Source organism: Pseudidiomarina planktonica, from assembly GCF_900177775.1.
Taxonomy (GTDB): domain Bacteria; phylum Pseudomonadota; class Gammaproteobacteria; order Enterobacterales; family Alteromonadaceae; genus Pseudidiomarina; species Pseudidiomarina planktonica.
Map to the genome: position 1 here is coordinate 39899 of NZ_FXWH01000001.1, position 25536 is coordinate 65434.

Here is a 25536-nt window from a genome sequence, read left to right on the forward strand (position 1 = left end):
AGCAGATCAGTTACTCGGTTTATACATTAATCACAAAAACTTAACAAATAAGATTAAACCTATACAATACAAATTGTGGTGCCTCTTGGAGTGACGGAGTTCTGATCTGGTGTGGTTAAATTATCTATTATCAATACAAGCATGATTGTGAAAACAGGCTAGAAAATACCAGGCAACTATTACGTTATGTGCAAAAGCAAATCAGCGGATTGCCTCAGCTGAAAGTGGATAACGGTAGTTTCAAGCCAAGCCTCAATACCATTAGTTCAAGGGGCCCATGGTGGAAGGATGATTCTGATGACTGAAACAAGCGAAGTACTCTGGAGCTTCGCGGCTAACAATAACTGGAATCTAATGGCATGAGAAAGATTACCCTTTTAATTCTCGTTGGCATTCTAGTGATATTTTCGATTTTCATTTTCCTCATGGTTGATGACAACACGGTTATTGTTTCAGTAGAGAAAGACCTCTTTGAACACGGTAACTGGACAATATCAATGTGCGGTAACTCATACGATATGCCGGAGCGAATTTGGAGCCGTAAAATAGAGTGTGAGGGAACACTTAGCATACAAAGTATGTCGCTTCACTCAGAGCACGTATACATAACATCAGGTTCTGATATTTATTATGTAGGCGTGTATTCCAGTGGAAACGAAATCAAAAATGAAGTGTTTAGAAAGTAAAACTATGAACAACCATCATATAGATGAAAAGATCATCCAGCGAGATGGGCCATTTGTTGAGTTCAAACAAGACACCAGTGTGGTCAGCGTAAAATTAGCGTCGGGCGAAGAATATCCGCAGATACTTCTGCTATACCCTAATAAAATTATCGGAATGAAAGGAGCAGCTAAGCTTTCTTTCTACCCTTCACTGGTAACGCGTATTACCGACGGAGAAGTTACATGGATAAATCAATACTGTGAGTTTGTCCTAGTCCCTAACTAGTTAATTTAGTTTAATAGAGAGTGTAAAAATATCGGAGAATCACAATGTTATTGTTGATAGTCCATATCTCTGTCGTAGCCCTGATAGCACTGGTATTTATTAAATCCAAAGTGTGGATACCTATGCTTGTGACCTTAATTCTATCCTTTATTTATTTTAGGTGGATGGTCAGTACGAGCGAACCACATGGCCTTTTAGGAGTAGTTTTTCTTATTTGGCCGCCCATTTATACTTTGTTGAGCGGAGTTCTTTGGTTTCTATTTAAAAGGATAAGGTTGATGTTTTAGAGAGTATTAACAGCTTGTTGTTTTAGCTGAAATCCATGGTCAAGATTTTCTCTAACTCCGACCATAGAAATTAAATGTGGTAATTATTTAATTACTGCAATGTATTATTTAAGAACTTTAATGTGCGCCCACAACACTCCGCAGGCGCACACCAATCTTTATTCCACAGTCACCGATTTCGCCAGGTTACGTGGCTGATCCACGTCGGTGCCTTTAATAATGGCCACAAAGTAGCTCAGTAGTTGCAGCGGCAGGGTGTAAACCACCGGGGCGATAATAGGATCGCAGTGGGTTACGTTAATAACGCGCATGGTGCTGTCGCCTTTGAAGTGGGCGTCTTTGTCGGCAAACACGTACATGATGCCACCACGAGCGCGTACTTCTTCCACGTTCGACTTCAGCTTTTCCAGCAGTTCGTTGTTAGGCGCTACTACTATTACCGGCATTTCGGCGTCAATGAGCGCCAGTGGGCCGTGTTTGAGTTCACCAGCAGCATAGGCTTCGGCGTGAATGTAAGAAATCTCTTTCAGCTTCAGCGCGCCTTCCATTGCTATTGGGTATTGCGAGCCACGACCTAAGAACAAGCTGTGGTGTTTGTCGGCAAACTCAGGTGCTAAGGCTTCAATTTCGTCGCTCAGCAACAGGGCTTCTTCTAAACGTGCTGGCAATGATTTCAATGCGCTAACCACGGCTTTGCGTTGTGATTCTTCCATGCCACGACGTTCGCCAATAGCCAGCACCAGCATTAATAAACCAACTAGCTGGGTGGTGAAGGCTTTGGTTGAGGCCACGCCAATTTCGGTGCCGGCACGGGTCATAAAGGACAGATCGGATTCGCGCACCATGGACGAGGTAGCCACGTTACAAATGGTTAGGCTGCCACGGTAGCCCAGCTCTTTCGATAAGCGCAGGGCGGCCAGAGTGTCGGCGGTTTCACCAGACTGGGAAATGGTCACCAGCAGGCTGTTCGGGTGCACGTACGATTTGCGATAGCGAAACTCAGACGCAATTTCCACATTACAGGAAACACCGGCCAGTGATTCCAGCCAGTAGCGCGCCACCATGCCGGAGTGGTAGCTGGTACCACAAGCCACAATCTGCACGTGCTCAATGTCTTTCAATAATTCGTCGGAACCTGCACCAAAGGCTTTCGAGCTTACGCCTTCGCTGGTTAAGCGGTCTTCTAATGCATTACGCACAGCGGTTGGCTGCTCGTGAATTTCTTTCAGCATAAAGTGGCGGTAGTCGCCTTTGCCGCCGGCATCGTAGTTGCCGTCAGACTCAACCACCTTGCGCTCTACCAGCGCACCGGTGTGGTCGTATACTTTCACGCTGGTGCGGGTAATGTCAGCCACATCACCCTCTTCCAGATACATAAACTTGCGGGTTACTGGCAACAAGGCCAGTTGATCAGACGCCACAAAGTTTTCGCCAATGCCCAGGCCAATAACCAGCGGGCTACCAGAGCGCGCCACAATTAAGCGGCCCGGTTCATTGGTGTCCATAACTACGGTGCCATAGGCACCATCCAGCTGATTCGCAGCAGACTGAACAGCTTTCAGTAAGTCCTGATGCTTACGCTGCTCAGCATGAATTAAATGACAAATCACTTCGGTATCGGTTTGCGAGTTGAACTCATAACCCTGGCCGCGCAGTTCTTCACGCAATGGGTCGTGGTTTTCAATAATACCGTTATGAACTACGGCAATGGTGCCGGAGGAAATGTGTGGGTGCGCATTGGCTTCGGTTACGCCGCCATGAGTAGCCCAACGGGTGTGGGCAATGCCGCTTTTACCGTTTAATGGGGTTTCGTCCAGCGCATCTTGCAAGGCCTGTACTTTACCGGTGCGGCGCAGGCTCATAAATTCGTTATTGTCACCCATTACCGCTAAGCCGGCAGAGTCGTAGCCGCGATATTCCAGCCGCTTTAAGCCTTCCATCAGAATGCCACTGATGCGTCGCTCAGACGTTGCTCCAACAATTCCACACATAGTTATTCTTGTCCTTTTTTCTGTGGCCGCTGCCAACCACTAATATTGCGTTGCTTACCGCGAGCAACTCCTAATTCTTCGTCTTCAACATTCTTGGCAATGGTTGAGCCAGCGCCAACAGTTGCGTTCTTACCAATTCGTACCGGTGCTACCAGCGAGGTGTTCGAGCCAATAAAGGCGCCGTCGCCAATTTCGGTAAGGTGTTTGTTCACACCATCGTAATTGCAGGTAATGGTACCAGCACCAATGTTTACGCCTGCGCCAATTTCGGCATCACCAATGTAACTCAAATGGCTGGCTTTACTGCCCACACCTAACCGAGACTTCTTAATTTCAACAAAGTTGCCTACCTGAGCTTCATTATTTAATTCAGCACCCGGGCGCAGGCGTACAAATGGGCCTACCTGGCAGTTCTCGCCAAGGCTTGCCTGCTCAATAACCGAGTTGGCTTTTACGCGGGAATTAGCGCCGATTTTGCAGTTCCGCAAAACGCAGTTGGGTTCAATAACCACACCATTGCCAAGTTCAACGTCGCCTTCAAATACCACGTTCACGTCAATGGTGACTTCTTCGCCACAATGAACCTTACCACGCACATCAATGCGGGCCGGGTCCATCAGGGTGGCACCGTTTAGCATCAGGGTTTCGGCCTGACGCAACTGATAAGCGCGCTCCAGGGCAGCCAGTTGAACGCGATTATTCGCGCCTTCCACTTCGCTTACCTGCAGCGGCTGCGCCGAACGAATGTCGACACCTTCACCAGCGGCCATAGCGACTATGTCGGTTAAGTAGTACTCGCCCTGCACGTTGTCGTTCGACAGCTGCCCCAGCCAGCGTTTTAAGGCGCCACCGCTGGCTACCAGCATGCCGGTGTTCACTTCGGTGATACGGTGCTGCTCAGGCGTTGCGTCTTTGTGTTCAACAATGCCGGTAACAACGCCATTGGAATCACGAATAATGCGGCCGTAGCCAGTTGGATCGGCCAGAGTAACGGTAAGTAAGGCTAAATCGGTTTTCGCCGCTTCAACCAGCAGGTCTTTTAAGGTTTCAACACGAGTAAGTGGTACGTCACCATACAGGATCAGAACTTTGTCCTGGTCTTCCAGAAACTCGCTAACTTGTTGTACGGCATGGCCGGTACCCAGTTGCTCGCGTTGCTCTACCCAATGCAGCGCTGGGTCTTGCAGGCGTTGCTGTAGTAACTCGCCACCGTGGCCATAAATTAAGTGTACCGCTTTTGGGTTTAACTCAGCTGCTGTATCCAGCACGTGCTGCACCATAGGTTTATGGGCAACCGGGTGCAATACCTTTGGCAGGGCAGAACGCATACGGGTGCCTTTTCCTGCTGCCAGAACCACTACTCGTAATGTCATGAATCCGTCCATTGCATTGTTGGCGGCAGGAAGCCCTGCTTGCGCCACCACTAATATAAGTGAATGGGGCTATTCTAGCGCCTTATTGCCCTATTTTCAGGCAAAATTTAAAGCAAAAAAAGACCTGCCGAACGAATTCAGGCAGGCCTTTTCAGTTTTTTACGATTACGTGCGCTTATTTCCGCAGTTTGCGAATAACCTGTAATTGCGCCATTGCCCGTGCCAGTTCGGCTGCGGCTTCGGCGTAACTCAGATCCGAGCTGGAATCGCTAATGGCTTGTTCTGCACGTTGTTGTGCAGCAACTGCCTGTTGCTCGTCCAGTTCGTCACCACGTACTGCAACATCTGCAAGCACCGTGACGTTATTCGGCTGCACTTCCAGCACACCACCGGCTACGTAGATGATGTCTTCACCACCTTCCGCTTTAACCAACCGCACCATACCTGGTTTTAGCTGGGTTAACAGCGGTGCGTGACCTGGGTAAATACCCAGCTCACCTTCGCTTCCGGTTACTTGCACGGTTTCAACGGCACCCGAGAAAATTTTCTCTTCGGCGCTGACCACGTCAAGCTGTACAGTTTTTGCCGCCATCTAAACCTCCCGGTTCTTACATGTTCTTCGCTTTTTCAGCGGCTTCTTCGATGCTACCAACCATGTAGAACGCTTGTTCTGGCAGGCTATCGTAGTCACCGTCCAAGATTCCTTTAAAGCCACTGATAGTGTCTTTCAAAGAAACGTATTTACCAGGTGCACCGGTGAATACTTCGGCTACGAAGAATGGCTGCGATAAGAAACGCTGAATTTTACGAGCCCGGGCTACTGAGCGTTTGTCTTCTTCTGACAACTCGTCCATACCCAAGATAGCAATAATGTCTTTCAGCTCTTTATAACGCTGCAATACAGACTGAACGCCACGCGCTACGTCATAATGCTCTTTACCGATAACTTGCGGGTCAAGCTGACGTGAAGTTGAATCTAACGGGTCAACCGCTGGGTAAATACCCAAAGAGGCGATATCACGTGACAATACAACAGTCGCATCCAAGTGAGCGAAGGTTGTTGCTGGTGATGGATCCGTTAAGTCATCCGCAGGTACGTATACGGCCTGAATTGACGTGATTGAACCGGTTTTGGTTGAGGTGATACGTTCTTGCAGAACACCCATCTCTTCCGCCAGGGTTGGCTGATAACCTACCGCTGAAGGCATACGGCCTAACAGTGCAGATACTTCGGTACCGGCCAGTGTATAACGGTAAATGTTATCCACGAAGAACAGTACGTCACGGCCTTCATCACGGAATTTCTCCGCCATGGTCAAGCCAGTTAAGGCTACGCGCAAACGGTTACCCGGAGGCTCGTTCATCTGACCATATACCAGCGCAACTTTGTCCAATACGTTGGAATCGTTCATTTCGTGATAGAAATCGTTACCTTCACGAGTACGCTCACCAACACCGGCGAATACTGAGTAGCCGCTGTGCTCGATGGCGATGTTACGAATCAATTCCATCATGTTTACGGTTTTACCAACACCGGCACCACCGAACAAACCAACTTTACCACCTTTGGCGAACGGGCAAATCAGGTCGATAACCTTGATACCAGTTTCCAGCAGTTCAGTTGCGTTTGACTGCTCTTCATACGAAGGGGCAGCACGGTGAATTGACATAGTTTCTTCCGCACCAACAGGTCCGGCTTCGTCAATTGGCTCACCTAATACGTTCATAATACGGCCCAGCGTTTTCTTGCCGACCGGTACCATGATTGGCTCACCAGTGTTTTTTACCTCTGTACTGCGACGCAGGCCGTCAGTAGTACCCATTGCGATTGTACGCACGATACCGCCACCCAGCTGCTGCTGCACTTCAAGGGTTAACCCTTTGAGGCCACCGTCGGTCACCTGCAGCGCGTCGTATACCTTTGGCACTGCGTCTTGTGGAAATTCGATATCCACAACCGCGCCAATTATTTGCACGACCTTACCTTGACTCATGACATTTCCTCTAACTTTCAAAATCTGTGAAGCTTCGCCTTATACCGCTTCGGCGCCGGAAACAATTTCCGAAATTTCCTGTGTAATCGCTGCCTGACGTGCTTTGTTATACACCAGTTGCAGCTGATCAATAAGGTCCTCAGCATTGTCGGTTGCAGATTTCATCGCAACCATGCGTGCTGCCTGTTCGCTCGCAATGTTATCAACCACACCTTGGTATACCTGTGCTTCAACGAAGCGACGTATTAGGGTATCCAAAATTGGTTGAGGATTCGGCTCATACAAGTAGTCCCAGCTACCTGTTTGAACTTCATCGCTTTCATCGGCTTTCGGCAACGGTAACAACTGACTAATTGTTGGCTCTTGCTTCATGGTGTTCACAAACTTGTTGTACACCACGAACAAGCGGTCAATTTTGCCTTCATCAAAGGCATCCAACATCACTTGAACCGTACCTAAAACATCGTTGATACCTGGCTTATCGCCAATACCTGATGTTTGTGCCAGCAAACGGCCGCCAAAGCGTTTAAAGAAACCGGTTGCCTTGTTGCCAATGGCTGCAAAGTCGACTTCTTTACCTTCATCACGCAATTTCTTCGCGTGCAAAACCACAGCTTTAAATTCGTTGGTGTTCAAGCCACCACACAAGCCGCGGTCGGTAGAAACGACAATGTAACCAACGCGCTTAACTTCACGCTCATCCATATACGGATGACGATATTCCAAGTTACCGCGTGCAACATGGCCAATCACATTGCGAATGCTGTCGGCATACGGACGCGTCGCCGCCATCCGTTCCTGCGCCTTTTTCATTTTGGACGCAGCAACCATTTCCATTGCGCTGGTGATCTTCTGAGTATTATTAATACTCCCGATCTTGGTTTTTATCTCTTTACCGCCGGCCATGACTAATCTCCTGTTAACTCAACGACAAATGGTCACCCGTAGGGGCGACCACCTTACTTACCATGACTGAGTTTTCTTAAACTTGGTCAACGCTTCTTTCAGCGTGGCATCGATGTCGTCGTTATAGTTGCCAGTTTTATTAATATCAGCCATAAGCTCAGCGTATTCGCTCTTCATAAATGCAATTAATGCAGCTTCGAAGTCTAGAATTTTGCTTTGCTCAACGTCTTTCAGAAAGCCTTTTTCTACCGCATAGATAGAAACGGCCATATCTGCAACGCTCATTGGCTCATACTGGTTTTGTTTCATCAGCTCGGTTACACGTTGACCGTGCTCAAGCTGTGAGCGAGTTGCTTCATCAAGGTCAGAGGCGAACTGTGCGAATGCTGCAAGTTCGCGGTACTGAGCCAGGGCAAGACGAATACCGCCACCCAGCTTCTTGATGATTTTCGTTTGTGCGGCACCACCAACACGAGATACCGATACACCGGCGTTAACAGCTGGGCGAATACCCGCGTTAAACAAGTCAGTTTCTAAGAAGATCTGACCATCGGTGATTGAAATCACGTTAGTAGGTACGAATGCAGATACGTCACCAGCCTGGGTTTCAATGATTGGCAGGGCGGTTAAAGAACCGGTTTTGCCTTTCACTTCGCCGTTGGTGAATTTTTCAACGTAATCAGCATTTACACGTGCTGCACGTTCCAGCAAACGCGAATGTAGATAGAACACGTCACCAGGGTAGGCTTCACGGCCCGGCGGACGACGTAACAGCAATGAAATTTGACGATAAGCAACAGCTTGCTTAGACAAATCATCATATACGATTAGCGCGTCTTCACCGCGGTCACGGAAGTATTCACCCATGGTACAACCGGAGTAGGCTGCCAAATACTGCAGTGCTGCAGATTCAGAAGCAGAAGCGGCTACGATGATGGTGTTTTCCAGGGCGCCATGCTCTTCAAGTTTGCGTACTACTGAAGAGATAGTCGATGCTTTCTGACCAATCGCTACGTACACACACTTAATACCAGAATCTTTCTGGTTAATGATGGCATCAACGGCCAGTGCAGTTTTACCTGTCTGACGGTCACCGATCACCAACTCACGCTGGCCACGACCGATTGGAATCATCGCATCAATTGATTTGTAACCAGTTTGCACTGGCTGATCAACCGATTGACGTTCAATAACGCCCGGTGCAATTTTTTCTACTGGCTCAAAGCCGTCGGCGTCAATTGGACCTTTACCGTCAATTGGTGCACCCAGGGTGTTTACGACACGACCCAACAGGTTACGACCAACAGGTACTTCCAAAATACGGCCTGTAGATTTAACTTTCACGCCTTCTTGCAGGTCCTGGTAAGGACCCATAACTACCGCACCTACTGAGTCGCGCTCAAGGTTCAATGCGATGGCGTAACGATTACCAGGAAGCTCAATCATCTCACCCTGCATACAGTCGGCAAGACCGTTAACGCGGATGATTCCGTCGATTACAGATACAATAGTACCTTCGTTCCGAGCTTCACTGACCACTTCGAACTGGTCTATACGTTTCTTGATCAGTTCTGCGATTTCATTTGAATTCAGTTGCATGCTCAAGTCCCCAATTAGGATTGCAGTGCGTGGGCAAGGCGATTCAACTTGCCGCGCACAGTACCGTCAATTACGGTGTCACCGGCTTTGATCATCAATCCACTGACGATACCGGCGTCAACACTGCAATTCAGCTTAACTTTGCGTGAAAAACGTTGTTCCAACGTTTTTGCCAGATTGTCCTGCTGTTTCTTCGTCAATTTGGTTGCTGAGGTTACATCCACAGCAACTTCCTTTTCGTGCTCAGAGCGAAGTTCGCCATAGAGCTTTTCAACTGCAGGCAAAGCTTTCAAGCGGCCATTTTCAGCCATGAGACGAACAAGATTCTGGGCTTTCTCGTCCAGTTGTTCACCACAAACACTTATGAAAACTTCGGTTTTCTTATCCAGCGTTTCAGCGCTATTTAAAAACGCACCCATGCTGGCGTCCTCTGCTACTGCAGCGGCAAACACCAGCATTTCGTGCCATTTTTCGACGGCGCCATGTTCTAATGCAAAATCAAAAGCTGCTTTTGCATAGGGGCGAGCAACCGTAGTCAATTCTGACATTTGCACAAACCCCTTTCGTTAAAGTTCAGCGACCAGTTTTTCAACGATGTCGCTATGAGCGTCTTTATCAATCTCACGCCCAATAATTTTTTCTGCACCAGCGACTGCAAGAACAGCAACCTGCTTACGCAGTTCTTCACGAACGCGGTTCCGTTCTGCTTCGATTTCAGTGTGACCAGAAGCAACGACTTTTTCGCGTTCTTCATGGCCACGCTGAGTTTCTTCCTCAACGATTTTAGCAGCGCGTTTTTTCGCCTGCTCGATGAGTTCAGCAGCTTCAGCTTTCGCTTCGTTCAGCTCTTCGGCAATTTTCGACTGAGCAAGTTCAAGGTCTTTCTCGGCGCGTTCGCCAGCCGCCAGGCCATCAGCAATTTTCTGCTGACGCTCTTCGATCACTCGAATTAGCGGTGGCCATACGAACTTCATGCAAAACAGCACGAAGACGATAAACGCAATCGTTTGACCTATTAGGGTAGCGTTGATACTCACAACGGACCTCCTTTACGTTGGTGACCGTGGTATCTCGATTAACCTGCTAACTGACCAATGAACGGGTTTGCAAAAGTAAAGAACAATGCAATACCAACACCGATCATCGCGATAGCATCAATCAGACCCGCTACGATGAACATTTTAACTTGCAGCTGAGGCGCTAGTTCTGGCTGACGCGCTGCGGCTTCAAGGAACTTACCACCCAACATACCGAAACCCAGTGCCGTACCTAATGCACCCAGACCGATCATGATTGCTACAGCAATAGCAGTAAAAGCAACTACAGTTTCCATTGATATCTCCAGTTTTCGTTAAAGTAAAAAATAAAAAGTAAAATTAAAAATTAATGTTTCTCTGAGGCCATGCTCAGGTAAACGATGGTCAGCATCATAAAGATAAAGGCTTGCAGCACAATAACCAGAATATGGAATACTGCCCAGACAAAGTGCAGCGGTAACTGCGCCACGCCAACCAATGCAATTAGTATGAATATTAGCTCGCCAGCATACAGGTTACCGAACAGACGTAAAGCCAGTGACGCTGGTTTTGCTAGCAGCGTAACGGTTTCCAATATCAGGTTGAACGGAATCATTGACCAGTGATTGAACGGGTTCATGGTCATTTCTTTAGTAAAGCCGCCAATTCCTTTGTTCTTAATCGAGTAGAAAATGATTAAGAAGAAGACGCCCAAACCTAATGCAAAGGTGGTGTTCAAGTCGGTGGTTGGTACCACTTTCATGTACACGTCTTGTGGGCTATCTACCCAACCTAAAGCATAAGAACCGTACATGGCGATGGAAGGTATCCAGTCAACTGGCACCAAATCCATTAAGTTCATTAAGAACACCCACACAAAGATAGTCAGTGCCAGAGGCGCTATAACTTTGCTGGTGCCATGGAAAGAGTCTTTAACGCTGTTGTTGACGAAATCAATAATCATTTCGACAAAACATTGCCACTTACCCGGCACGCCAGTTGTTGCTTTGCGTGCGGCTTTGCGGAAAGACCAAATGAAAAGAATACCCAGGAAGAGTGACCAACCTATGGTATCGATGTGCCATGTCCAAAAGCCTGCTTCACTACACGCGTAATTAAAACCGACACCGTCGTCGGTCATACATGCACGTGCGTTTGTCAGGTGATGGATAATATATTCTGTCGAGGTTTGTTCGCCACCTGCAGCCATGTTCCACCTAATTTACGTTGATTTTAAAAATAAAACCGGTGCTAGCCATTGTACCGCCAGCGCCACAATAAACCCGGCGAACACGGCTCCTTTAGGAAGCCCGCTCAAGCCAAGAATTGCGGCCAGAATAATTGTCATCAGCACCATTTTCAGTGCTTCGCCCGCAAAAAAGCTTTTCACTATTTGCTGAGCTGAGCGCGCGCCGCTATAAGCGAAAGCGCGCCATGCGAATACTGCTGTGGGAATAATAATAGCTAACCCACCAGCAATAACGCCTAATCCGTGCAGCAAGGATAAACCTAAACTAACCCCGACAGCCACCAGCATCACTATGCCGGTTTGGGTTAGTAACAGGCGTTTGGCCAGCGTTTTACCTGTTGAATTCAGTGCTGTAACCAAGCCAGAAATACCCCCGCAAAAAACTCGCGTAAGTATAAAGATCTATGTTGGAATTGCAACCACAATTGACTTCCAGGCTACGATCTACAAGCACTTAACAATTGGTTAACAGTGCTTAACTACTGACACCAAAGGGCTTTTGCCTAGTCTTTGATGTGCGCCAGAATGCCATCTAATTCATCCAGGCTGCTGTAACTAATAACCAATTTACCCTGACCTTTACGGCCATGATTAATGGCAACAGCAGCACCTAAGCGTTCGGTTAAATCTTTTTCCAGGCGCTCTATGTCAGCGTCTGGTTTTTGCGCCGGAGTTTTCTTACCCGGTTCCAGCACCCGACGAACCAATTTTTCAGCTTCGCGAACCGTCATGCCTTTGGCTGCAATAATACGGCCGGCGTCGCTTTGCGCGTCGCCCTGCAATGCCAATAATAGCTTCGCATGGCCTAGCTCAATGTCGCCGCGCTCTAATAAGGTTTTAACTTCCGCCTCAAGATTATTCAGGCGTAACAGGTTGGTAATGGTTGCGCGTGATTTACCTACGGCTTCGGCCACTTCCTGGTGGGTCAGCTGAAACTCGTCCAGCAACCGTTGCAGGGCATTGGCTTCTTCCATGGAGTTTAAGTCTTCACGCTGAATATTTTCAATCAGTGCAATAGCAACGGCCGCTTCATCAGGCACGTCTTTGATTAAACAGGGAACCATTTCCAGCCGCGCCATTTGCGCTGCACGCCAGCGTCGTTCACCGGCAATAATTTCATAGCTGTCAGGACCTACCGGACGAACCACTATCGGCTGAATAATACCTTGTGATTTAATCGAAGAAGCTAAGTCTTCCAGCGCTTCCGGAGACATGTCTTTACGCGGCTGGTACTTGCCCGGGCGCAACCATTCAATGGGTAATTTCTGCAGCTCGCCTTTACTGCTTTCCTGCTGAGCAACTTCATCCGCTACGTTGGTGCGGTTTTGCGCGTTGTTACTGTTGGTTAGTAACGCGTCCAGGCCGCGTCCAAGTCCTCGTTTTTTTGCCGACATAAGCGCTTGGTTCCTTGTTTGCTCAGTTTTTTTCTAGTTAAGCTTCTGTTGTTTCGCTGTCTTTTTGTAATTGTTCGGCGCGGCGAATTAATTCACCGGCCAGTGCCAGGTAAGCCTTGGCACCGGTAGAGGTTTTATCATAATACATGGCTGGTGCGCCGAAGCTTGGTGCTTCTGCCAGGCGTACATTGCGTGGAATTACGGTGCGATACACTTTGTCACCAAAGTGCGCTTTCAACTGCTCGGAAACATCATTAGCTAGACGATTCCGCGGATCGTACATAGTACGCAAAATACCTTCGATGCTTAAACTTGGATTTACCACATCGGCCAGGCGGTTAATGGTGTCCATTAACGCGGTTAAGCCTTCCAGTGCGTAATACTCACACTGCATGGGTACCAGAATAGAATCGGCGGCAGCCATGGCATTCACGGTTAACATGTTCAATGACGGCGGGCAGTCGATAAAAATAAAATCGTAATTATCAGCAACAGGCTTCAGTGCGTTACGTAACCTCAATTCCCGCGCAAATACTTCCATTAATTTAATTTCAGCGGCGGTGACATCGGCATTGGCGGCAATTAGGTGATATTTGCCATTGGTGTCGGTAACTATCACTTCTTTGGCCGGGGTTTCGTCTACCAGCAGCTCGTATACGGTATTTTCAACTTCGTATTTGTCCACACCGCTACCCATAGTGGCGTTGCCCTGTGGGTCTAAATCAATCAACAAGACTTTTCTGCGCGTTGCAGCCATGGAAGCTGCAAGGTTAACCGCGGTGGTGGTTTTGCCCACGCCGCCTTTTTGGTTCGCAATTGCAATTATTTTTGCCACGGTTATTAACCTCTTGTTGTAATTATTACCAGGTGACGTTCACCTTCAACACCCGGAACCTGCAATTTATGAACGCTCTCAAGCTCAGTAAAATCAGGAAGCTCAGCCAGTTCATCGGTGGGATGTACACCTTTCAATGCTAAAAATTTACCATGCGCGGCAGGTAAATGCGCGCACCAACTGAGCATATCACTAAGCGACGCAAAGGCTCTACTAATCACACCATCAAATTGCTGCTCAGGTTGGTAATCTTCCACCCGGGCCTGTACTGCCGTGACATTGGTTATTTTCAGCTCATGACAAACCTGACGAATAAACCGAATGCGCTTCCCTAAACTATCCAGCAGCACAAATTCTTTGTCGGGCTCCACAATGGCCAGCGGTAGCCCTGGTAAACCCGGGCCGGTACCCACATCAATAAAGCGTTTACCCTGCAAATGCGGACGAATAACCAGGCTATCGATTAAATGCTTACTGAGCATTTGCTCCGGCACGCGTACTGATGTCAGGTTATAGGCTCGGTTCCATTTATCAAGCAAACTTACTAAAGTTAGTAATTGCTCACTTTGCTTGTCAGTAATACTGATATTGGCTTGTTGTAATAACGACGGCCATTTTTTTGCCCAGCTACTTGCTGCTATATTCGTTGCAGTATTGGTTGAAGTCACAACTTTTCCTAAGCGCTTTTGCGCAACAGTCCTTGTTTTTTCAGGTGTACCAGTAGCATGGAAATAGCAGCTGGAGTAATACCTGAAATTCGCGCAGCTTTGCCAACGGTTTCTGGCTGATGCTGGTTTAATTTGGCAATGACTTCATTCGACAAACCGTTAATAGACGCATAATCGAAGGTTGCTGGCAGCAAGGTATTCTCATGGCGTAACTGTCTGGCAATTTCATCATGCTGACGAGTAATGTAACCCGCATATTTGGTTTGTATTTCAACCTGTTCAGCGGCTTGTGCGTCATCCAGACCCGGACCTATTTCTTCAATAGCCACCAAATCTTTGTACGTAATTTCCGGACGGCGCAATAATTCTTCGGCGTTCACTTCGCGTGAAATTGGTTTTTTCACCAACTTGTTAATGGCATCAGCTGCGGCATGGTTTGGATACAACCAGGTTCCGCGCAATCGCTTTTGCTCACTTTCAATAGCTTCCATTTTTGCCTGGAAACGGGCCCAGCGAGCGTCATCAACCAAACCTAATTTACGGCCTTGTTCGGTTAAGCGAATGTCGGCGTTGTCTTCACGCAACAATAAGCGGTATTCGGCACGCGAGGTAAACATGCGGTAGGGTTCTTTGGTACCCAATGTGGACAGATCGTCAATGAGCACGCCCATATAGGCCTGATCCCGGCGTGGCGCCCAAGAATCCTTACCCTGAACCTGCAAGGCGGCGTTTAAACCGGCTACCAGACCCTGGGCACCGGCTTCTTCATAGCCGGTAGTACCGTTGATTTGACCGGCAAAGAACAAGCCATGAATGTATTTGGTTTCCAAAGATTGTTTTAAATCACGTGGATCGAAAAAGTCATACTCGATGGCGTAACCAGGACGCGTGATATGCGCATTTTCAAAGCCTTTGATTGAACGCACTAACTCAACTTGCACATCAAATGGCAAACTGGTGGAAATACCGTTTGGATATACCTCGTGGGTGGTTAAGCCTTCTGGCTCAACGAAAATCTGATGCGAGTTTTTGTCTGCAAAACGAATCACTTTATCTTCAATCGACGGACAATAGCGCGGCCCAACACCTTCAATAATGCCGGAATACATGGGTGAGCGATCTAAACCGCTTTTAATAATGTCGTGTGTGCGTTCGTTGGTATGAGTGATATAGCAAGGCACCTGGCGTGGATGATCACTACCGTCACCCATAAACGAAAATATTGGGGTTGGCTGATCGCCCGGTTGTTCCTGCATCACACTAAAATCAATGGTTTTGGCATCAACACGTGGTGGAGTACCTGTTTTTAAGCGATCTACCCGAACTGGCAGTTCACGTAAACGTTTTGCCAGGTTATTTGCAGGAGGATCGCCAGCACGACCGCCTTGGTAGTTTTCTAAGCCAATGTGAATTTGTCCGCCAAGGAAAGTACCTACGGTTAGTACGACGGTTTTAGCAGAGAACTTCAGTCCCATTTGGGTAACTACACCAACCACGCGATCTTGTTCAACAATGAGATCGTCACAAGCTTGTTGAAACAAACTCAGGTTTGGTTGGTTTTCCAGAGTTTCGCGAATAGCTGCCCGATAAAGCTGGCGATCGGCTTGTGCGCGAGTTGCCCGTACGGCTGGCCCTTTTGATGAATTAAGCGTACGGAACTGAATACCGGCGCGATCGGCTGCTATAGCCATAGCACCACCAAGCGCATCAATTTCTTTTACTAAGTGGCCTTTACCAATACCACCAATAGCGGGGTTACAGGACATTTGGCCTAAGGTTTCAATGTTATGTGTTAGCAATAACGTAGAACTACCCATACGGGCAGCTGCTAAGGCTGCTTCTGTGCCTGCATGACCACCACCTATAACGATAACGTCAAAGTGTTGATGGTAGGTGTTGTTGCCTGTACTGCTGGACATATATTGAATACCTGTTGTTTCTAATTACGCGTGGTTACGCAGAGTGAAGCGTAAGCGCGAAGAGCTAGTTCGGATGTGATTCATGAACCGGTTATTTTAACGCGAATTCACTGAAAGAAAAATGGTTAAATTTTAAACGGGGTGTAAAACTTCCCTGAGAGGATCTTAAAAGTATTTAAATGATCTTGTTTTGATCTTTTACTATGCCTACTACTAGGATCGAGTTTCCTGTTGATAAGCGATCAAAGCTGTTCATTTTAAAGGATCTTTTTGATCATGAAAGCTGTGATCAGATGACGATCTTAACTGCTTACATCATGTGGGTAACTATAGTGATTATCCACAGGTATGGTTATCAACAGACTTATTTGGTGCATATAAACAGGTCTTAACCAGGCTTATACTTCTTTTATACACAAATATTGATGAATTTTTGTACCCATATTGGTGTTAATTGCTCCGGGTCGTCTTCCATCATGTCTATTTCCAGACGATCTAATAGTCGCATGGCGGCCGCATCATTCAGTCGTTGGTCTAAATCACGACCCGCTGCACAATAAGTATCGTAGCAGGACTCACCAATGGCTATTACCGCATACTTTAAGCCTGACAACTGCGGTGGGCGGTGTTCCAGTTGCTCCGCAAAATCGAGCATGCTGTCACCGTAATCACCGGCACCATGGCTGGCTACCAGGCATAACCAGATGCGCTCAGGCCCGGCTTGTTCAGTCAGTGCATCAAAGTCAGGTTCGTAATGCATTTCGGTAGTTAGGCCGGCTTGTTGCAATTGTTCCTGCACCTGATCGGCTAAATACTCGGTATTCCCTGAGGTAGTGCCAACTAAAATGTCGATGCGACTCATAGTGTTTCGTTCCTAAGTTCGGTTCGTGCCTGTTAACGGTTATTGTTAACGAATAACGGCCAGAGTTTGATACTCGTCAATGGCAAATTGGTCTGTCATACCGCTGATAAAATCCTGAATTAAACGACAGCGGTAATATAACTCGTGATGGTCATCGTTTTTCGGTTGTTGCAGATAGGCGGCGATATGCTTTGCTGGAAGTCGTTTCGCTAAACGCATTGGCAAAATCATATGTTTTGCAGTGCCGCCTAATACAGAGGCAAAGTCAGAGCTGCTTAGTTTCAGCAATGGAGCGTAAAAATTAAGTAAGCCGTGAATAATCTGATAGCCCTGTAGTTCCAGAGTTTCTACTTCAGGATGATTAAATACGTGCTCAAAAGCGACTTCTTTCAGGGTACTAATAACCCTTTGATACACGCTACCGTCCTCTAATAAGGCTCTGTCTAAGGTTCCGTGAAATACCGCTTCCATGTTCTCAGCACACTGGCTGGCTGCATGCTCAACTAACGGGTGAATAAGTGCGACACGCAGTGCTATGAAATACTGTCCAACCGGGTCAACAGGTTCACTGTCGGCTGCCTTGTTGGCCTGATCAATCAAACTTGCAAATGTCACCTTGTTGCCGTTATGAGTACGAATGGTATTGGTTGCAGATGACGGTAAATTTGCGCTGATATGCTCAAATTGTTGTTTCAATAGCTGGGTTAACTGAGAAAGATCCAGAATATTTTTCTCTACCGCATCTTCAATATCGGCCAGGCAGTAAGAAATATCGTCGGCGGCTTCCATGATATAAGCCAGTGGGTGTCGGCAACCGGGTTGTATATCCAGTGCTTGCTGTAAATCACCAATTAGCTTTTGCTCAGAGTAATAATAGCCAGGCTTTTTCGCCCGGTAACAATCATCTCGCTTGGGTTCATAAGCCGGCCGGGTATATTTCATTAATCCGGCGGTTTGGCTATAGGTAAGATTCAGGCGCAGCAGAGTGGCGGTGAGGCGGATGGCCTGAGCGTTGCCTTCAAAGTGAATTAAATCTTGTTGCAGCAGGTCATGATGCTGGTAGCTGTTATCAAGATGACCGAATAGTTCGTTAATATTCTGCGCAAACCAGTTCTGAATTGCGGCTTCGCCAAAATGACCAAAGGGTGGGTTGCCAATGTCGTGCATTAAACAGGACATTTCTACCAGGGTTTCAAGCGCTTGTTCGTAAGGTGGCTCCAGGCCTAGTTTGGCAACATCCGGGCCTAGTTTTTGAATCAGGGTACGAACAATAAAGCGGCCGGTTTGTTGCACTTCCAGCGAATGGGTTAAGCGGCTGCGCACGGCAGCGTTTCGTTCCAGCGGAAACACCTGGGTTTTCTGTTGCAGGCGGCGTACGGCGGCAGACTGAATAATACGGCCACGGTCACTTTCAAAAGCTCGCAAAATAGCATCCGGCGTTTCGCTTGGTGCCGCAGAGCCTGACGGGCGTTGAGTGGTAATCTTACGTTTAAAATTAATAGTCATACGCGGCCTTGTGAATACTTTACGGATAGAAACCAAGCTTTCTGAAATTACATTGTAAGTGAAGTAAACCATAAACAAAGCAGTGGCGGCTATTATGGTATTAATTAACGACTAACGGAGTTATTTTTACGGCCAGCGAAGCTAGCCCTGTGGGGGGCATGCTGATACCCTAACGAAATAATAAAAACTATTTAATAATCGTTTAGGGCCCTCACATGATCCAGATAAAGAACTCTGGCTTAACTGCCAGCCTGATTCTATTGGTAAGTTTGACCTTGCCGGTAAGCGCGGCAATTAAGCAAACGAAAGTAGATTTTGAAGACAAATTTCGTCAATTAGATGAAGTGTTACCAACGCCGAATGTTTACCGCAATGCAGCGGGCGAACCAGGCACCCAATACTGGCAGCAACAGGCCGACTACGACATTAAAGTGCGTTTAGACGAAGACAAGCGCCGTATTGAAGCCTCGCAAACCATTACTTATACCAATAATTCGCCCTATACCCTGCGCTACCTTTGGGTGCAGCTGGACCAAAACATTTTCCGTAGCGATTCAATGGCCGAAATGACGTCCACCTTTGAGTCGTCGCAGGAAACCAATTTAGGCGGTATTGATAAGCCAGCGCGCTTGAGTTTGAACCAGTTACGTCGCCAGCAGTTTATGCAGGACAACGAGCTGGGTTACGACATTAGCCGGTTAGAGGCTACCAATGGCCAAGAACTGAAGTTCACCTTAGTTGGCACCAACTTGCGCATTGATTTGCCGCAGCCATTAGAAGCTGGTGAGCAAATGTCATTTGCCATTGATTTTGCTTTTAACATGGTTGAAGAAGACGCCATGGGCGCCCGTAATGGTTATGAGCATTTCCCAGATGACGCCCGCGAAGGCGGTAATGACATCTTCTTGCTGGCGCAGTGGTTCCCACGCATGGTGTCGTACAGCGACTATGAAGCCTGGCATAACAAAGAATTCTTAGGCCGCGGTGAGTTCGCACTGGAATTTGGCGATTACAGTGTCGAAATTAACGTACCTGCTGATCATATAGTGTCCTCTACCGGTGTGTTGTATAACCCGGATGAAGTGTTAACCAACACGCAGAGGAAACGTTTGGAAGAGTCCGAAACCGCCGACCGTCCAGTATTTGTGGTAACGCCGGAAGAAGCCCTGGAAAACGAAAAGGCTGGTACTTCTGAGCGTAAAACCTGGCATTTTAAAGCTGAGAACGTTCGTGACTTCGCCTGGGCATCATCACGCAAGTTTATTTGGGACGCGAAAGGCTACCAGCAAGGTGGTTCAGTGCAACCACTGGTTATGGCCATGTCGTTCTACCCGAAAGAAGGTGGCGAGCTGTGGGAGAAATACTCCACTGAATCTGTGATTCACACTATGGAAGTTTACTCGCGCTTCTCGTTTGATTATCCGTACCCTACCGCACAGTCAGTGAATGGCCCGGTGGGCGGTATGGAATATCCAATGATTACCTTCAATGGCCCTCGTACTGAATTGCAGGACGATGGCAGCCGAACTTATTCGTTAGCGGAAAAACGCTTCCTTATTGGTGTGGTGATTCATGAAATTGGCCACATTTATTTCCCAATGATTGTGAATTCTGATGAGCGTCAGTGGACCTGGATGGACGAAGGCCTGAACAGCTTCTTAGACGGCGTTGCCGGTCGCGAATGGGATCCGAATATTCCGTGGGGCGTAGAAGCGCGCCACATTATTGATTACATGAAGTCACAGCAACAAGTGCCAATTATGACGCAGTCAGACAGCGTGTTGCGGTTAGGTCCGAATGCCTACACCAAACCTGCTGCTGCATTGAATATTCTGCGTGAAGTGATTCTTGGCCGTGACTTGTTTGATTTTGCATTCAAAGAGTACGCCCGCCGCTGGATGTTTAAGCGACCTACACCGTCAGACTTTTTCCGCACTATGGAAGAAGCCTCCGGGGTTGATTTAGATTGGTTCTGGCGCGGCTGGTTCTACAGTACTGACCACGTTGATATTTCCGTTGACCGGGTTTATGAATTACAGCTTGATACCAAAGATCCGGACATTGACTGGGAACGTCGTCGTCAGGAACAAGCGGATAAGCCGGTGTCTTACCATGTGCGCCGTAACGAGCAGGAAGGTCGTAAAACCTGGGTTGAGTTAAATCCGGACGTGACTGACTTCCACGACGAAAATGATCGTTTTACGGTAACCAACAAGCAACGCAACGAATATCAGAGTTTCCTGGACAAATTAGAGCCATGGGAACGTCGGGTATTTGAGCGTGCGGTTGAAGAAGACAAAAACTACTATGTATTAGATTTCAGCAACAAAGGCGGTTTAGTGATGCCTATATTGCTGCAATTAACTTACGCCGACGGTACTACGGAAGACATGTACATTGCTGCCGAGATTTGGCGTCGTAACGCCAAGCAGGTGAGCAAGCTGGTTGTTACCGACAAGCAGGTAGTAAGTGTTGCAGTGGATCCGAACTGGGAAACTGCTGACGTAGATACGGCTAATAACTACTATCCGCGTAAGATTATTCGCTCGCGTATTGAAGCTTATAAATACAAGCGTGACCTTGATCACGTGTCGCGTGATGTGATGCAAGACGCGAAAGCGGAGCTTAAAACTGACGAAGAGAACAACGACTAATGCGCCTGATCGTTAGTTTGATTGCAGTGCTGACGCTGTCGTTGCTGGTGAACGCCAGCGCGGCAGCACATCAATTAAAAACCGCTATTACTACGGTATTGTTTAATGAGCGTACGGAAAATATAGAAGTGATGCATCGCTTCTATTTGCACGACGCCGAGCATGCGCTTGCACAAGTGGTTGAAGGTGGTGCGGATTTACATGCCAGTGAAGCCTCGCAACAGGCTTTTAGCGAGTATGTGTTAAAGCACTTTGCAATGACGGATCTGGATGAGCAACCGCTGGAATTGTCCACGGTTGGTTATCAAATTGATGGGCCACACTTTTGGGTTTATCAGGAAACGCCAATTCCGGCGCAACTGAAAGGCTTAAGCATGCGCTATAGTGCGCTGCAGGAAGTGTGGGCGGATCAGGAAAACATGGTGAATATAGAAGGTAAGGGCGCTATCCAAACCTTGTTGTTTACTAGCGATGACACCTGGTTAACCGTGTATTTCGAAGACAAACAGCCCTAATCGGGGCTGTTACCTCCACAATTCCAGCATATTTCGTAACTTCCCGGCTGGGTTTCACCGCAATTCTGGCAATACCATTCTCGTTCGGCATTCTGCTCGTAATTTTGAATCACGCTGCGCGCTTGCTTGTCGTGTTGGGGAGCAACAGCTATAGCGGTTTCCAGGGCATTGGCAGGCAGTTCGCCAATGGCGCCGGTAGACGAGTTCGTTTTGACCCCGGCTGACAGGCCCTGACTTCGTAGTAAACCAGCCACAAGTTCTGCTTCAACCGGGTTCGCAGCATGGTATACGGTAATCCAGTCGGATTCTGGCTGCATGTTGACTCCTCGGTTGTGATGATTAGTCGTCTTCGGCTGAACAAATGCGATTACGACCGGACTTTTTCGCTTGATAAAGCGCTTTGTCGGCGCGGTCAAAACAGCTTTCTATAGGTTCACCAGGCTGCACCTGCGCAATGCCGAAACTGCAAGTCAGCTGCGGCTGATACGAGAACTTGTACTCTTGGAGTGCATTGTTGATGCGTTCACATAGCTTGCGCGCATCAGCAGCGTTAGAGTGGGCACAAACTATCACAAACTCTTCACCACCCCAACGCGCCAAAATATCAGATTCGCGAGTTTGCTCTTGTAGCAACTGCGCAAATTCAATCAAAACTTTGTCGCCGGCGCTATGCCCGAAGGTGTCGTTAATACGCTTAAAGAAATCTATGTCGATGATGATTAAGCTAGTGTCGCTGTCGTGCGCATGCTCGCGCTGATCGCTATTATGGCGCACCATCATTTGTTGCAGAAACGAACGGTTGTGCAAAGTGGTTAGCGGGTCATGCTGAGATAAAAATTCAAGCTTGTCGACCGTTTGCTCAAGCTTTTCACGGAGCTGTTCCAGCTGGCTGTTGCTGGCGCTAAGCTTGCGGTTGTACCGATAACTCATGCACGACCACCAGGTAAGCAGCAAAATAACGGCAAGGGCGGCGAAGCCAAGTTGCCAAATCAACTCATGGTTGGTGTCGTCAATCACTGAAATATTATTCCAGCGCTGAAATATTTGCAGGTGTTGCTCTTCATCTATTTGCGCCAAGGCCGCGTTGATAGTCGGTAGCAGGTGTTCACTGCCTGTACTAACCGCCATGCGTAGCTCGTCTTCCGGGCGCATCCAGCCGGAAATCTTGAGGTTATTCAGCTTCTGCCTCTGAATGTAAGCATTCACCGAATAAAGCGAGCCAATAAATAAGTCAGCATCGCCTTCGGCAACCGCAATAAGGCCTTCATGCTCATTTCGTACCGGCAGTACATTGGTATTTGGGTGGTACTCGCGCACGTATTCCATTAACCGGTATTCGGTAGGAATAGCCACGATACGTTGGCCTATGTTTTCGAAGCCTTGCAAGAATGGCTGTTCGCGCTGCGACACCAACACATTGGGAGAACGGAAATAGACATTGCTGAAAGTAAGATACTTCTCGCGTTTGTCAGTTTTGTTCAGCATCGGCGTAAACTGACACCGGCGCTCTTCCAGAAACCGCAACGATTGTTGCCAGGATCTGGTGGGAATAAGTTTGAAGGTGAGGCCGCTTTGGGCGCTTATTAACGCCATGTAATCTGCCGACAAGCCAGTGTGCTTGCCGTCCCGAATAGCTTCATAGGGCATCCAGTTAGGATCGACACAATAGCTGATGGGTTCGGAATTACTGCGTTGCAGGTTGTCTTGTTGGGCGTGCGCTGTGGTTATGCCGCCCAAAAGCAAATAGCTGGCACTAATCAGCATGGCCGTAACGCGACGCAATAGGCTTGATGTGAAGGCAGTCATAACTGGCTCGCTTACACTTGTATGCAATCAGAATAGGGGAGTAAATGCCGAATGGAAAGAAATTTATCAGCAAAATCAGAGCACTTGTATTGCCTGTTGGAGGTTCGTTGCTACACTCTCTGAATAAGACAGGCGGTTATTTTAAGCATTGCCTGAATGCACGTGGAGAAAAACAATGAAAAATCACGCATTTGAAATTCGCTGGGGCATCATTTTTACCGTAGCAACTTTATTGTGGATGTTGCTGGAGCGCTTAGTTGGCCTGCACACCATTTATATTGATGAACACCTGATTTACACCAACTTCTTCGCCATTGTGGCTGTTGCCATTTATGTATTTGCGTTGCGAGCTAAGCGTGATCATCAGCTAAGCGGCATTATGAATTTTAAAGAGGGGTTTGTTTGTGGTGTGAAGATTACTGTTGTGGTTGCGATTTTGTCGCCGCTTGCGCAGTGGATTACGCACAACGTTATTACGCCGGATTACTTTGCCAATGCAGCGGCCTTAGCCGTACAAACAGAGAATATGACGCAGGCCCAGGCCGAAAACTACTTCTCGCTTTCCAGCTATTACATGCAGGCGTTTATTGGCGCCATAATTATGGGTGTGATTACCTCTGCCATTGTGGCCTTTTTCGTGAAGAAGCCGCCGGTGGTGGAAGAAGATTCCGATTAAAAAATGCTATAAATTTGCATCCGAACGAGCAGTTTGTTCGAACCTTGCTATACCGACAACCCGAAGGAACACTAACTATGACAACCCCAAAGGGCCTCGAGCGTGATTTGCACTATATCGCGCTTGGCGATACCGCTGCGTTTCGTCGCTTATATGAAGCAACTTCAGCGAAACTATATTCTGTTAGCCTGACCATTGTTCGACGCACTGATTGGGCTGAGGAAACTTTGCAAGATGCCTTTATTAAAGTTTGGCATTCTGCAGGTGACTACTCCGTCACTAAGGGCTCAGTAATGAGTTGGCTAATCAGTATTGTGCGGTATCGGTCGATTGATTTGCTGCGCAAACGAGCCAACCAAGAATTGTCATCCACTGATTTTGATGATCTTCCCGCACCTGAGGTACTGGACGCCTCATTAGACAAACTTACCCAGTCCAGGCAACTGCAGGTTTGTATGGACGAACTTCAGCCAACCACCCGACAATGCATTCAATTGGCGTTTGTGTTCGGCTTAAGTCATCAGGAAGTAAGTGAGCATTTAAGTGAAGCCCTGGGTTCAGTGAAAAGCTGGATTCGCCGTGGACTAGACAGCTTAAAGAGGTGCTTACAACGATGAATTACCAATCAACGGAACTACAACACCAACTTGCTGCACGTTATGTGGTGGGAAGTATGAGAGGTTCGGCCCGAAAACGTTTTCAGCGTCTGTTAATGGATTTTCCGAAGCTGCGCGAAGAAGTGGCGTTTTGGGAAGAGCATTTATACGAGCTGACCGATGTGATTGCTCCGCAACAGCCTAACGACAGGGTTTGGCAGCGCATTGAAGAACGTCTTGGTTTTGTGCGGACCAAACAAAAATTGGCGAAGTGGCCCTGGCTGATTGGCGCTTTTGCCAGTTTATTGTTGCTGGTGAATGTGGTGTTACTCACCTCAACGGACAGCGTTGTGCCCACGCCAATTGATCGGGTAGCGGTGATTCAAAATGCCGAAGCACGTACCTTATGGCTTATTGAGCAACGCGAGCAAACCTTCGAAGTGGCCGCAATTGGCGCTATTGAGCAAGTGCCTGATCAGGACTATCAGTTATGGATGTTACCCGCTGATGGGACGGCACCAATATCGCTCGGATTATTGCCAAAACAAGGGGAAGTCAGCTTGCCGATTAGTTCGCGCATTAACTTAACCGAAGTTGCGGCACTTGCGGTAAGCCGGGAGCCATTGGGCGGATCGCCAGAGTCGATACCGACTGGGCCAGTTCTCTATACAACTGATTTGATTATTTTGTAAAAAAGTTGCATCTAGTGTGCCCTCGAGATCGTAAGTTGTTTAGACCC

At 47.7% G+C, this 25536-nt stretch carries 25 protein-coding genes; 6 read left to right on the forward strand and 19 right to left on the reverse strand.

The window, feature by feature from the left end; genetic code table 11:
• The first annotated feature begins 648 nt into the window (after positions 1–648).
• Positions 649–951, forward strand: coding sequence for a hypothetical protein (locus CCE91_RS00195; protein WP_126797200.1), 303 nt, complete (start codon positions 649–651; stop codon positions 949–951).
• Between the two features lie 445 nt (positions 952–1396).
• Here the strand turns inward: CCE91_RS00195 and glmS are convergent, their stop codons facing one another.
• The 17 genes from glmS to dgt form a co-directional block, all read right to left on the reverse strand.
• Positions 1397–3229 (reverse strand): glutamine--fructose-6-phosphate transaminase (isomerizing), encoded by a 1833-nt coding sequence (glmS, locus tag CCE91_RS00205; RefSeq protein ID WP_086433253.1) that lies wholly within the window; start codon positions 3227–3229, stop codon positions 1397–1399.
• 2 nt (positions 3230–3231) lie between these two features.
• Entirely contained in the window at positions 3232–4602 is a 1371-nt protein-coding gene (gene glmU, locus CCE91_RS00210) for a bifunctional UDP-N-acetylglucosamine diphosphorylase/glucosamine-1-phosphate N-acetyltransferase GlmU (RefSeq protein ID WP_086433254.1), read from the reverse strand.
• Positions 4603–4777: 175 nt separating this feature from the next.
• Complete coding sequence (locus tag CCE91_RS00220; RefSeq protein ID WP_086433256.1) at positions 4778–5194, reverse strand: F0F1 ATP synthase subunit epsilon; 417 nt, start codon at positions 5192–5194, stop codon at positions 4778–4780.
• A gap of 16 nt (positions 5195–5210) precedes the next feature.
• A complete protein-coding gene (gene atpD / locus CCE91_RS00225; RefSeq protein ID WP_086433257.1) occupies positions 5211–6596 on the reverse strand; it encodes a F0F1 ATP synthase subunit beta in 1386 nt (461 codons plus the stop codon).
• 39 nt (positions 6597–6635) lie between these two features.
• Positions 6636–7502, reverse strand: coding sequence for a F0F1 ATP synthase subunit gamma (gene atpG / locus CCE91_RS00230; RefSeq protein WP_086433258.1), 867 nt, complete (start codon positions 7500–7502; stop codon positions 6636–6638).
• A gap of 57 nt (positions 7503–7559) precedes the next feature.
• Entirely contained in the window at positions 7560–9101 is a 1542-nt protein-coding gene (gene atpA / locus CCE91_RS00235) for a F0F1 ATP synthase subunit alpha (protein ID WP_086433259.1), read from the reverse strand.
• A gap of 14 nt (positions 9102–9115) precedes the next feature.
• Positions 9116–9649 (reverse strand): F0F1 ATP synthase subunit delta, encoded by a 534-nt coding sequence (gene atpH, locus CCE91_RS00240; protein WP_086433260.1) that lies wholly within the window; start codon positions 9647–9649, stop codon positions 9116–9118.
• 18 nt (positions 9650–9667) lie between these two features.
• Positions 9668–10138 carry a F0F1 ATP synthase subunit B gene (atpF, locus tag CCE91_RS00245; protein ID WP_086433261.1) on the reverse strand — a complete coding sequence of 157 codons (471 nt, stop codon included), beginning with the start codon at positions 10136–10138 and terminating at the stop codon, positions 9668–9670.
• Positions 10139–10176: 38 nt separating this feature from the next.
• Positions 10177–10434: a F0F1 ATP synthase subunit C gene (gene atpE, locus CCE91_RS00250; protein WP_086433262.1), complete on the reverse strand. Its 258-nt coding sequence runs from the start codon at positions 10432–10434 to the stop codon at positions 10177–10179.
• 50 nt (positions 10435–10484) lie between these two features.
• Complete coding sequence (atpB, locus tag CCE91_RS00255) at positions 10485–11327, reverse strand: F0F1 ATP synthase subunit A (protein WP_086433263.1); 843 nt, start codon at positions 11325–11327, stop codon at positions 10485–10487.
• 12 nt (positions 11328–11339) lie between these two features.
• The gene (locus tag CCE91_RS00260) at positions 11340–11726 is read right to left on the reverse strand and encodes an ATP synthase subunit I (protein ID WP_086433264.1); all 387 of its coding nucleotides are present in this window, start codon (positions 11724–11726) and stop codon (positions 11340–11342) included.
• 143 nt (positions 11727–11869) lie between these two features.
• Positions 11870–12760: a ParB/RepB/Spo0J family partition protein gene (locus CCE91_RS00265; protein ID WP_086433265.1), complete on the reverse strand. Its 891-nt coding sequence runs from the start codon at positions 12758–12760 to the stop codon at positions 11870–11872.
• 37 nt (positions 12761–12797) lie between these two features.
• Positions 12798–13595, reverse strand: coding sequence for a ParA family protein (locus CCE91_RS00270; protein ID WP_086433266.1), 798 nt, complete (start codon positions 13593–13595; stop codon positions 12798–12800).
• 5 nt (positions 13596–13600) lie between these two features.
• Complete coding sequence (gene rsmG / locus CCE91_RS00275; RefSeq protein WP_086434782.1) at positions 13601–14236, reverse strand: 16S rRNA (guanine(527)-N(7))-methyltransferase RsmG; 636 nt, start codon at positions 14234–14236, stop codon at positions 13601–13603.
• A gap of 35 nt (positions 14237–14271) precedes the next feature.
• Positions 14272–16182, reverse strand: coding sequence for a tRNA uridine-5-carboxymethylaminomethyl(34) synthesis enzyme MnmG (gene mnmG, locus CCE91_RS00280; protein WP_086433267.1), 1911 nt, complete (start codon positions 16180–16182; stop codon positions 14272–14274).
• A gap of 409 nt (positions 16183–16591) precedes the next feature.
• Positions 16592–17044 (reverse strand): flavodoxin domain-containing protein, encoded by a 453-nt coding sequence (locus tag CCE91_RS00285; RefSeq protein ID WP_086433268.1) that lies wholly within the window; start codon positions 17042–17044, stop codon positions 16592–16594.
• Positions 17045–17089: 45 nt separating this feature from the next.
• Positions 17090–18550 (reverse strand): dGTPase, encoded by a 1461-nt coding sequence (gene dgt, locus CCE91_RS00290; RefSeq protein ID WP_086433269.1) that lies wholly within the window; start codon positions 18548–18550, stop codon positions 17090–17092.
• A gap of 215 nt (positions 18551–18765) precedes the next feature.
• On the opposite strand from dgt, the gene CCE91_RS00295 reads away from it, so the two are divergent.
• The gene (locus CCE91_RS00295) at positions 18766–21204 is read left to right on the forward strand and encodes a M1 family metallopeptidase (protein WP_198678000.1); all 2439 of its coding nucleotides are present in this window, start codon (positions 18766–18768) and stop codon (positions 21202–21204) included.
• A complete protein-coding gene (locus CCE91_RS00300; RefSeq protein ID WP_086433270.1) occupies positions 21204–21719 on the forward strand; it encodes a DUF6702 family protein in 516 nt (171 codons plus the stop codon). Before CCE91_RS00295 ends, CCE91_RS00300 begins: the two co-directional genes overlap by 1 nt.
• Here CCE91_RS00300 and CCE91_RS00305 read toward each other — a convergent pair.
• Both CCE91_RS00305 and CCE91_RS00310 read right to left on the reverse strand, forming a co-directional pair.
• Positions 21716–22036: a putative signal transducing protein gene (locus CCE91_RS00305; RefSeq protein ID WP_086433271.1), complete on the reverse strand. Its 321-nt coding sequence runs from the start codon at positions 22034–22036 to the stop codon at positions 21716–21718. The two genes, CCE91_RS00300 and CCE91_RS00305, sit on opposite strands and share 4 nt — an antisense overlap.
• 22 nt (positions 22037–22058) lie before the next feature.
• Positions 22059–23525 (reverse strand): diguanylate cyclase, encoded by a 1467-nt coding sequence (locus CCE91_RS00310; protein ID WP_086433272.1) that lies wholly within the window; start codon positions 23523–23525, stop codon positions 22059–22061.
• A gap of 175 nt (positions 23526–23700) precedes the next feature.
• Here CCE91_RS00310 and CCE91_RS00315 point away from each other — a divergent pair, with 175 nt between their 5' ends.
• The 3 genes from CCE91_RS00315 (at position 23701) to CCE91_RS00325 (ending at position 25489) form a co-directional block, all read left to right on the forward strand.
• Complete coding sequence (locus CCE91_RS00315) at positions 23701–24201, forward strand: DUF4199 domain-containing protein (RefSeq protein WP_086433273.1); 501 nt, start codon at positions 23701–23703, stop codon at positions 24199–24201.
• Between the two features lie 77 nt (positions 24202–24278).
• Positions 24279–24818 (forward strand): sigma-70 family RNA polymerase sigma factor, encoded by a 540-nt coding sequence (locus CCE91_RS00320; RefSeq protein ID WP_086433274.1) that lies wholly within the window; start codon positions 24279–24281, stop codon positions 24816–24818.
• Entirely contained in the window at positions 24815–25489 is a 675-nt protein-coding gene (locus CCE91_RS00325; protein ID WP_086433275.1) for an anti-sigma factor, read from the forward strand. Before CCE91_RS00320 ends, CCE91_RS00325 begins: the two co-directional genes overlap by 4 nt.
• Positions 25490–25536: the final 47 nt, after the last annotated feature.

What these genes read in the sequence shown, in the direction of transcription:
- glmS (WP_086433253.1), bottom strand. Translation starts at nt 3,229, where the DNA reads ATGTGTGGAATTGTTGGAGCAACGTCTGAGCGACGCATCAGTGGCATT.
- glmU (WP_086433254.1), bottom strand. Translation starts at nt 4,602, where the DNA reads ATGACATTACGAGTAGTGGTTCTGGCAGCAGGAAAAGGCACCCGTATG.
- CCE91_RS00220 (WP_086433256.1), bottom strand. Translation starts at nt 5,194, where the DNA reads ATGGCGGCAAAAACTGTACAGCTTGACGTGGTCAGCGCCGAAGAGAAA.
- atpD (WP_086433257.1), bottom strand. Translation starts at nt 6,596, where the DNA reads ATGAGTCAAGGTAAGGTCGTGCAAATAATTGGCGCGGTTGTGGATATC.
- atpG (WP_086433258.1), bottom strand. Translation starts at nt 7,502, where the DNA reads ATGGCCGGCGGTAAAGAGATAAAAACCAAGATCGGGAGTATTAATAAT.
- atpA (WP_086433259.1), bottom strand. Translation starts at nt 9,101, where the DNA reads ATGCAACTGAATTCAAATGAAATCGCAGAACTGATCAAGAAACGTATA.
- atpH (WP_086433260.1), bottom strand. Translation starts at nt 9,649, where the DNA reads ATGTCAGAATTGACTACGGTTGCTCGCCCCTATGCAAAAGCAGCTTTT.
- atpE (WP_086433262.1), bottom strand. Translation starts at nt 10,434, where the DNA reads ATGGAAACTGTAGTTGCTTTTACTGCTATTGCTGTAGCAATCATGATC.
- atpB (WP_086433263.1), bottom strand. Translation starts at nt 11,327, where the DNA reads ATGGCTGCAGGTGGCGAACAAACCTCGACAGAATATATTATCCATCAC.
- CCE91_RS00265 (WP_086433265.1), bottom strand. Translation starts at nt 12,760, where the DNA reads ATGTCGGCAAAAAAACGAGGACTTGGACGCGGCCTGGACGCGTTACTA.
- mnmG (WP_086433267.1), bottom strand. Translation starts at nt 16,182, where the DNA reads ATGTCCAGCAGTACAGGCAACAACACCTACCATCAACACTTTGACGTT.
- CCE91_RS00285 (WP_086433268.1), bottom strand. Translation starts at nt 17,044, where the DNA reads ATGAGTCGCATCGACATTTTAGTTGGCACTACCTCAGGGAATACCGAG.
- dgt (WP_086433269.1), bottom strand. Translation starts at nt 18,550, where the DNA reads ATGACTATTAATTTTAAACGTAAGATTACCACTCAACGCCCGTCAGGC.
- CCE91_RS00295 (WP_198678000.1), top strand. Translation starts at nt 18,766, where the DNA reads ATGATCCAGATAAAGAACTCTGGCTTAACTGCCAGCCTGATTCTATTG.
- CCE91_RS00300 (WP_086433270.1), top strand. Translation starts at nt 21,204, where the DNA reads ATGCGCCTGATCGTTAGTTTGATTGCAGTGCTGACGCTGTCGTTGCTG.
- CCE91_RS00305 (WP_086433271.1), bottom strand. Translation starts at nt 22,036, where the DNA reads ATGCAGCCAGAATCCGACTGGATTACCGTATACCATGCTGCGAACCCG.
- CCE91_RS00310 (WP_086433272.1), bottom strand. Translation starts at nt 23,525, where the DNA reads ATGACTGCCTTCACATCAAGCCTATTGCGTCGCGTTACGGCCATGCTG.
- CCE91_RS00315 (WP_086433273.1), top strand. Translation starts at nt 23,701, where the DNA reads ATGAAAAATCACGCATTTGAAATTCGCTGGGGCATCATTTTTACCGTA.
- CCE91_RS00320 (WP_086433274.1), top strand. Translation starts at nt 24,279, where the DNA reads ATGACAACCCCAAAGGGCCTCGAGCGTGATTTGCACTATATCGCGCTT.
- CCE91_RS00325 (WP_086433275.1), top strand. Translation starts at nt 24,815, where the DNA reads ATGAATTACCAATCAACGGAACTACAACACCAACTTGCTGCACGTTAT.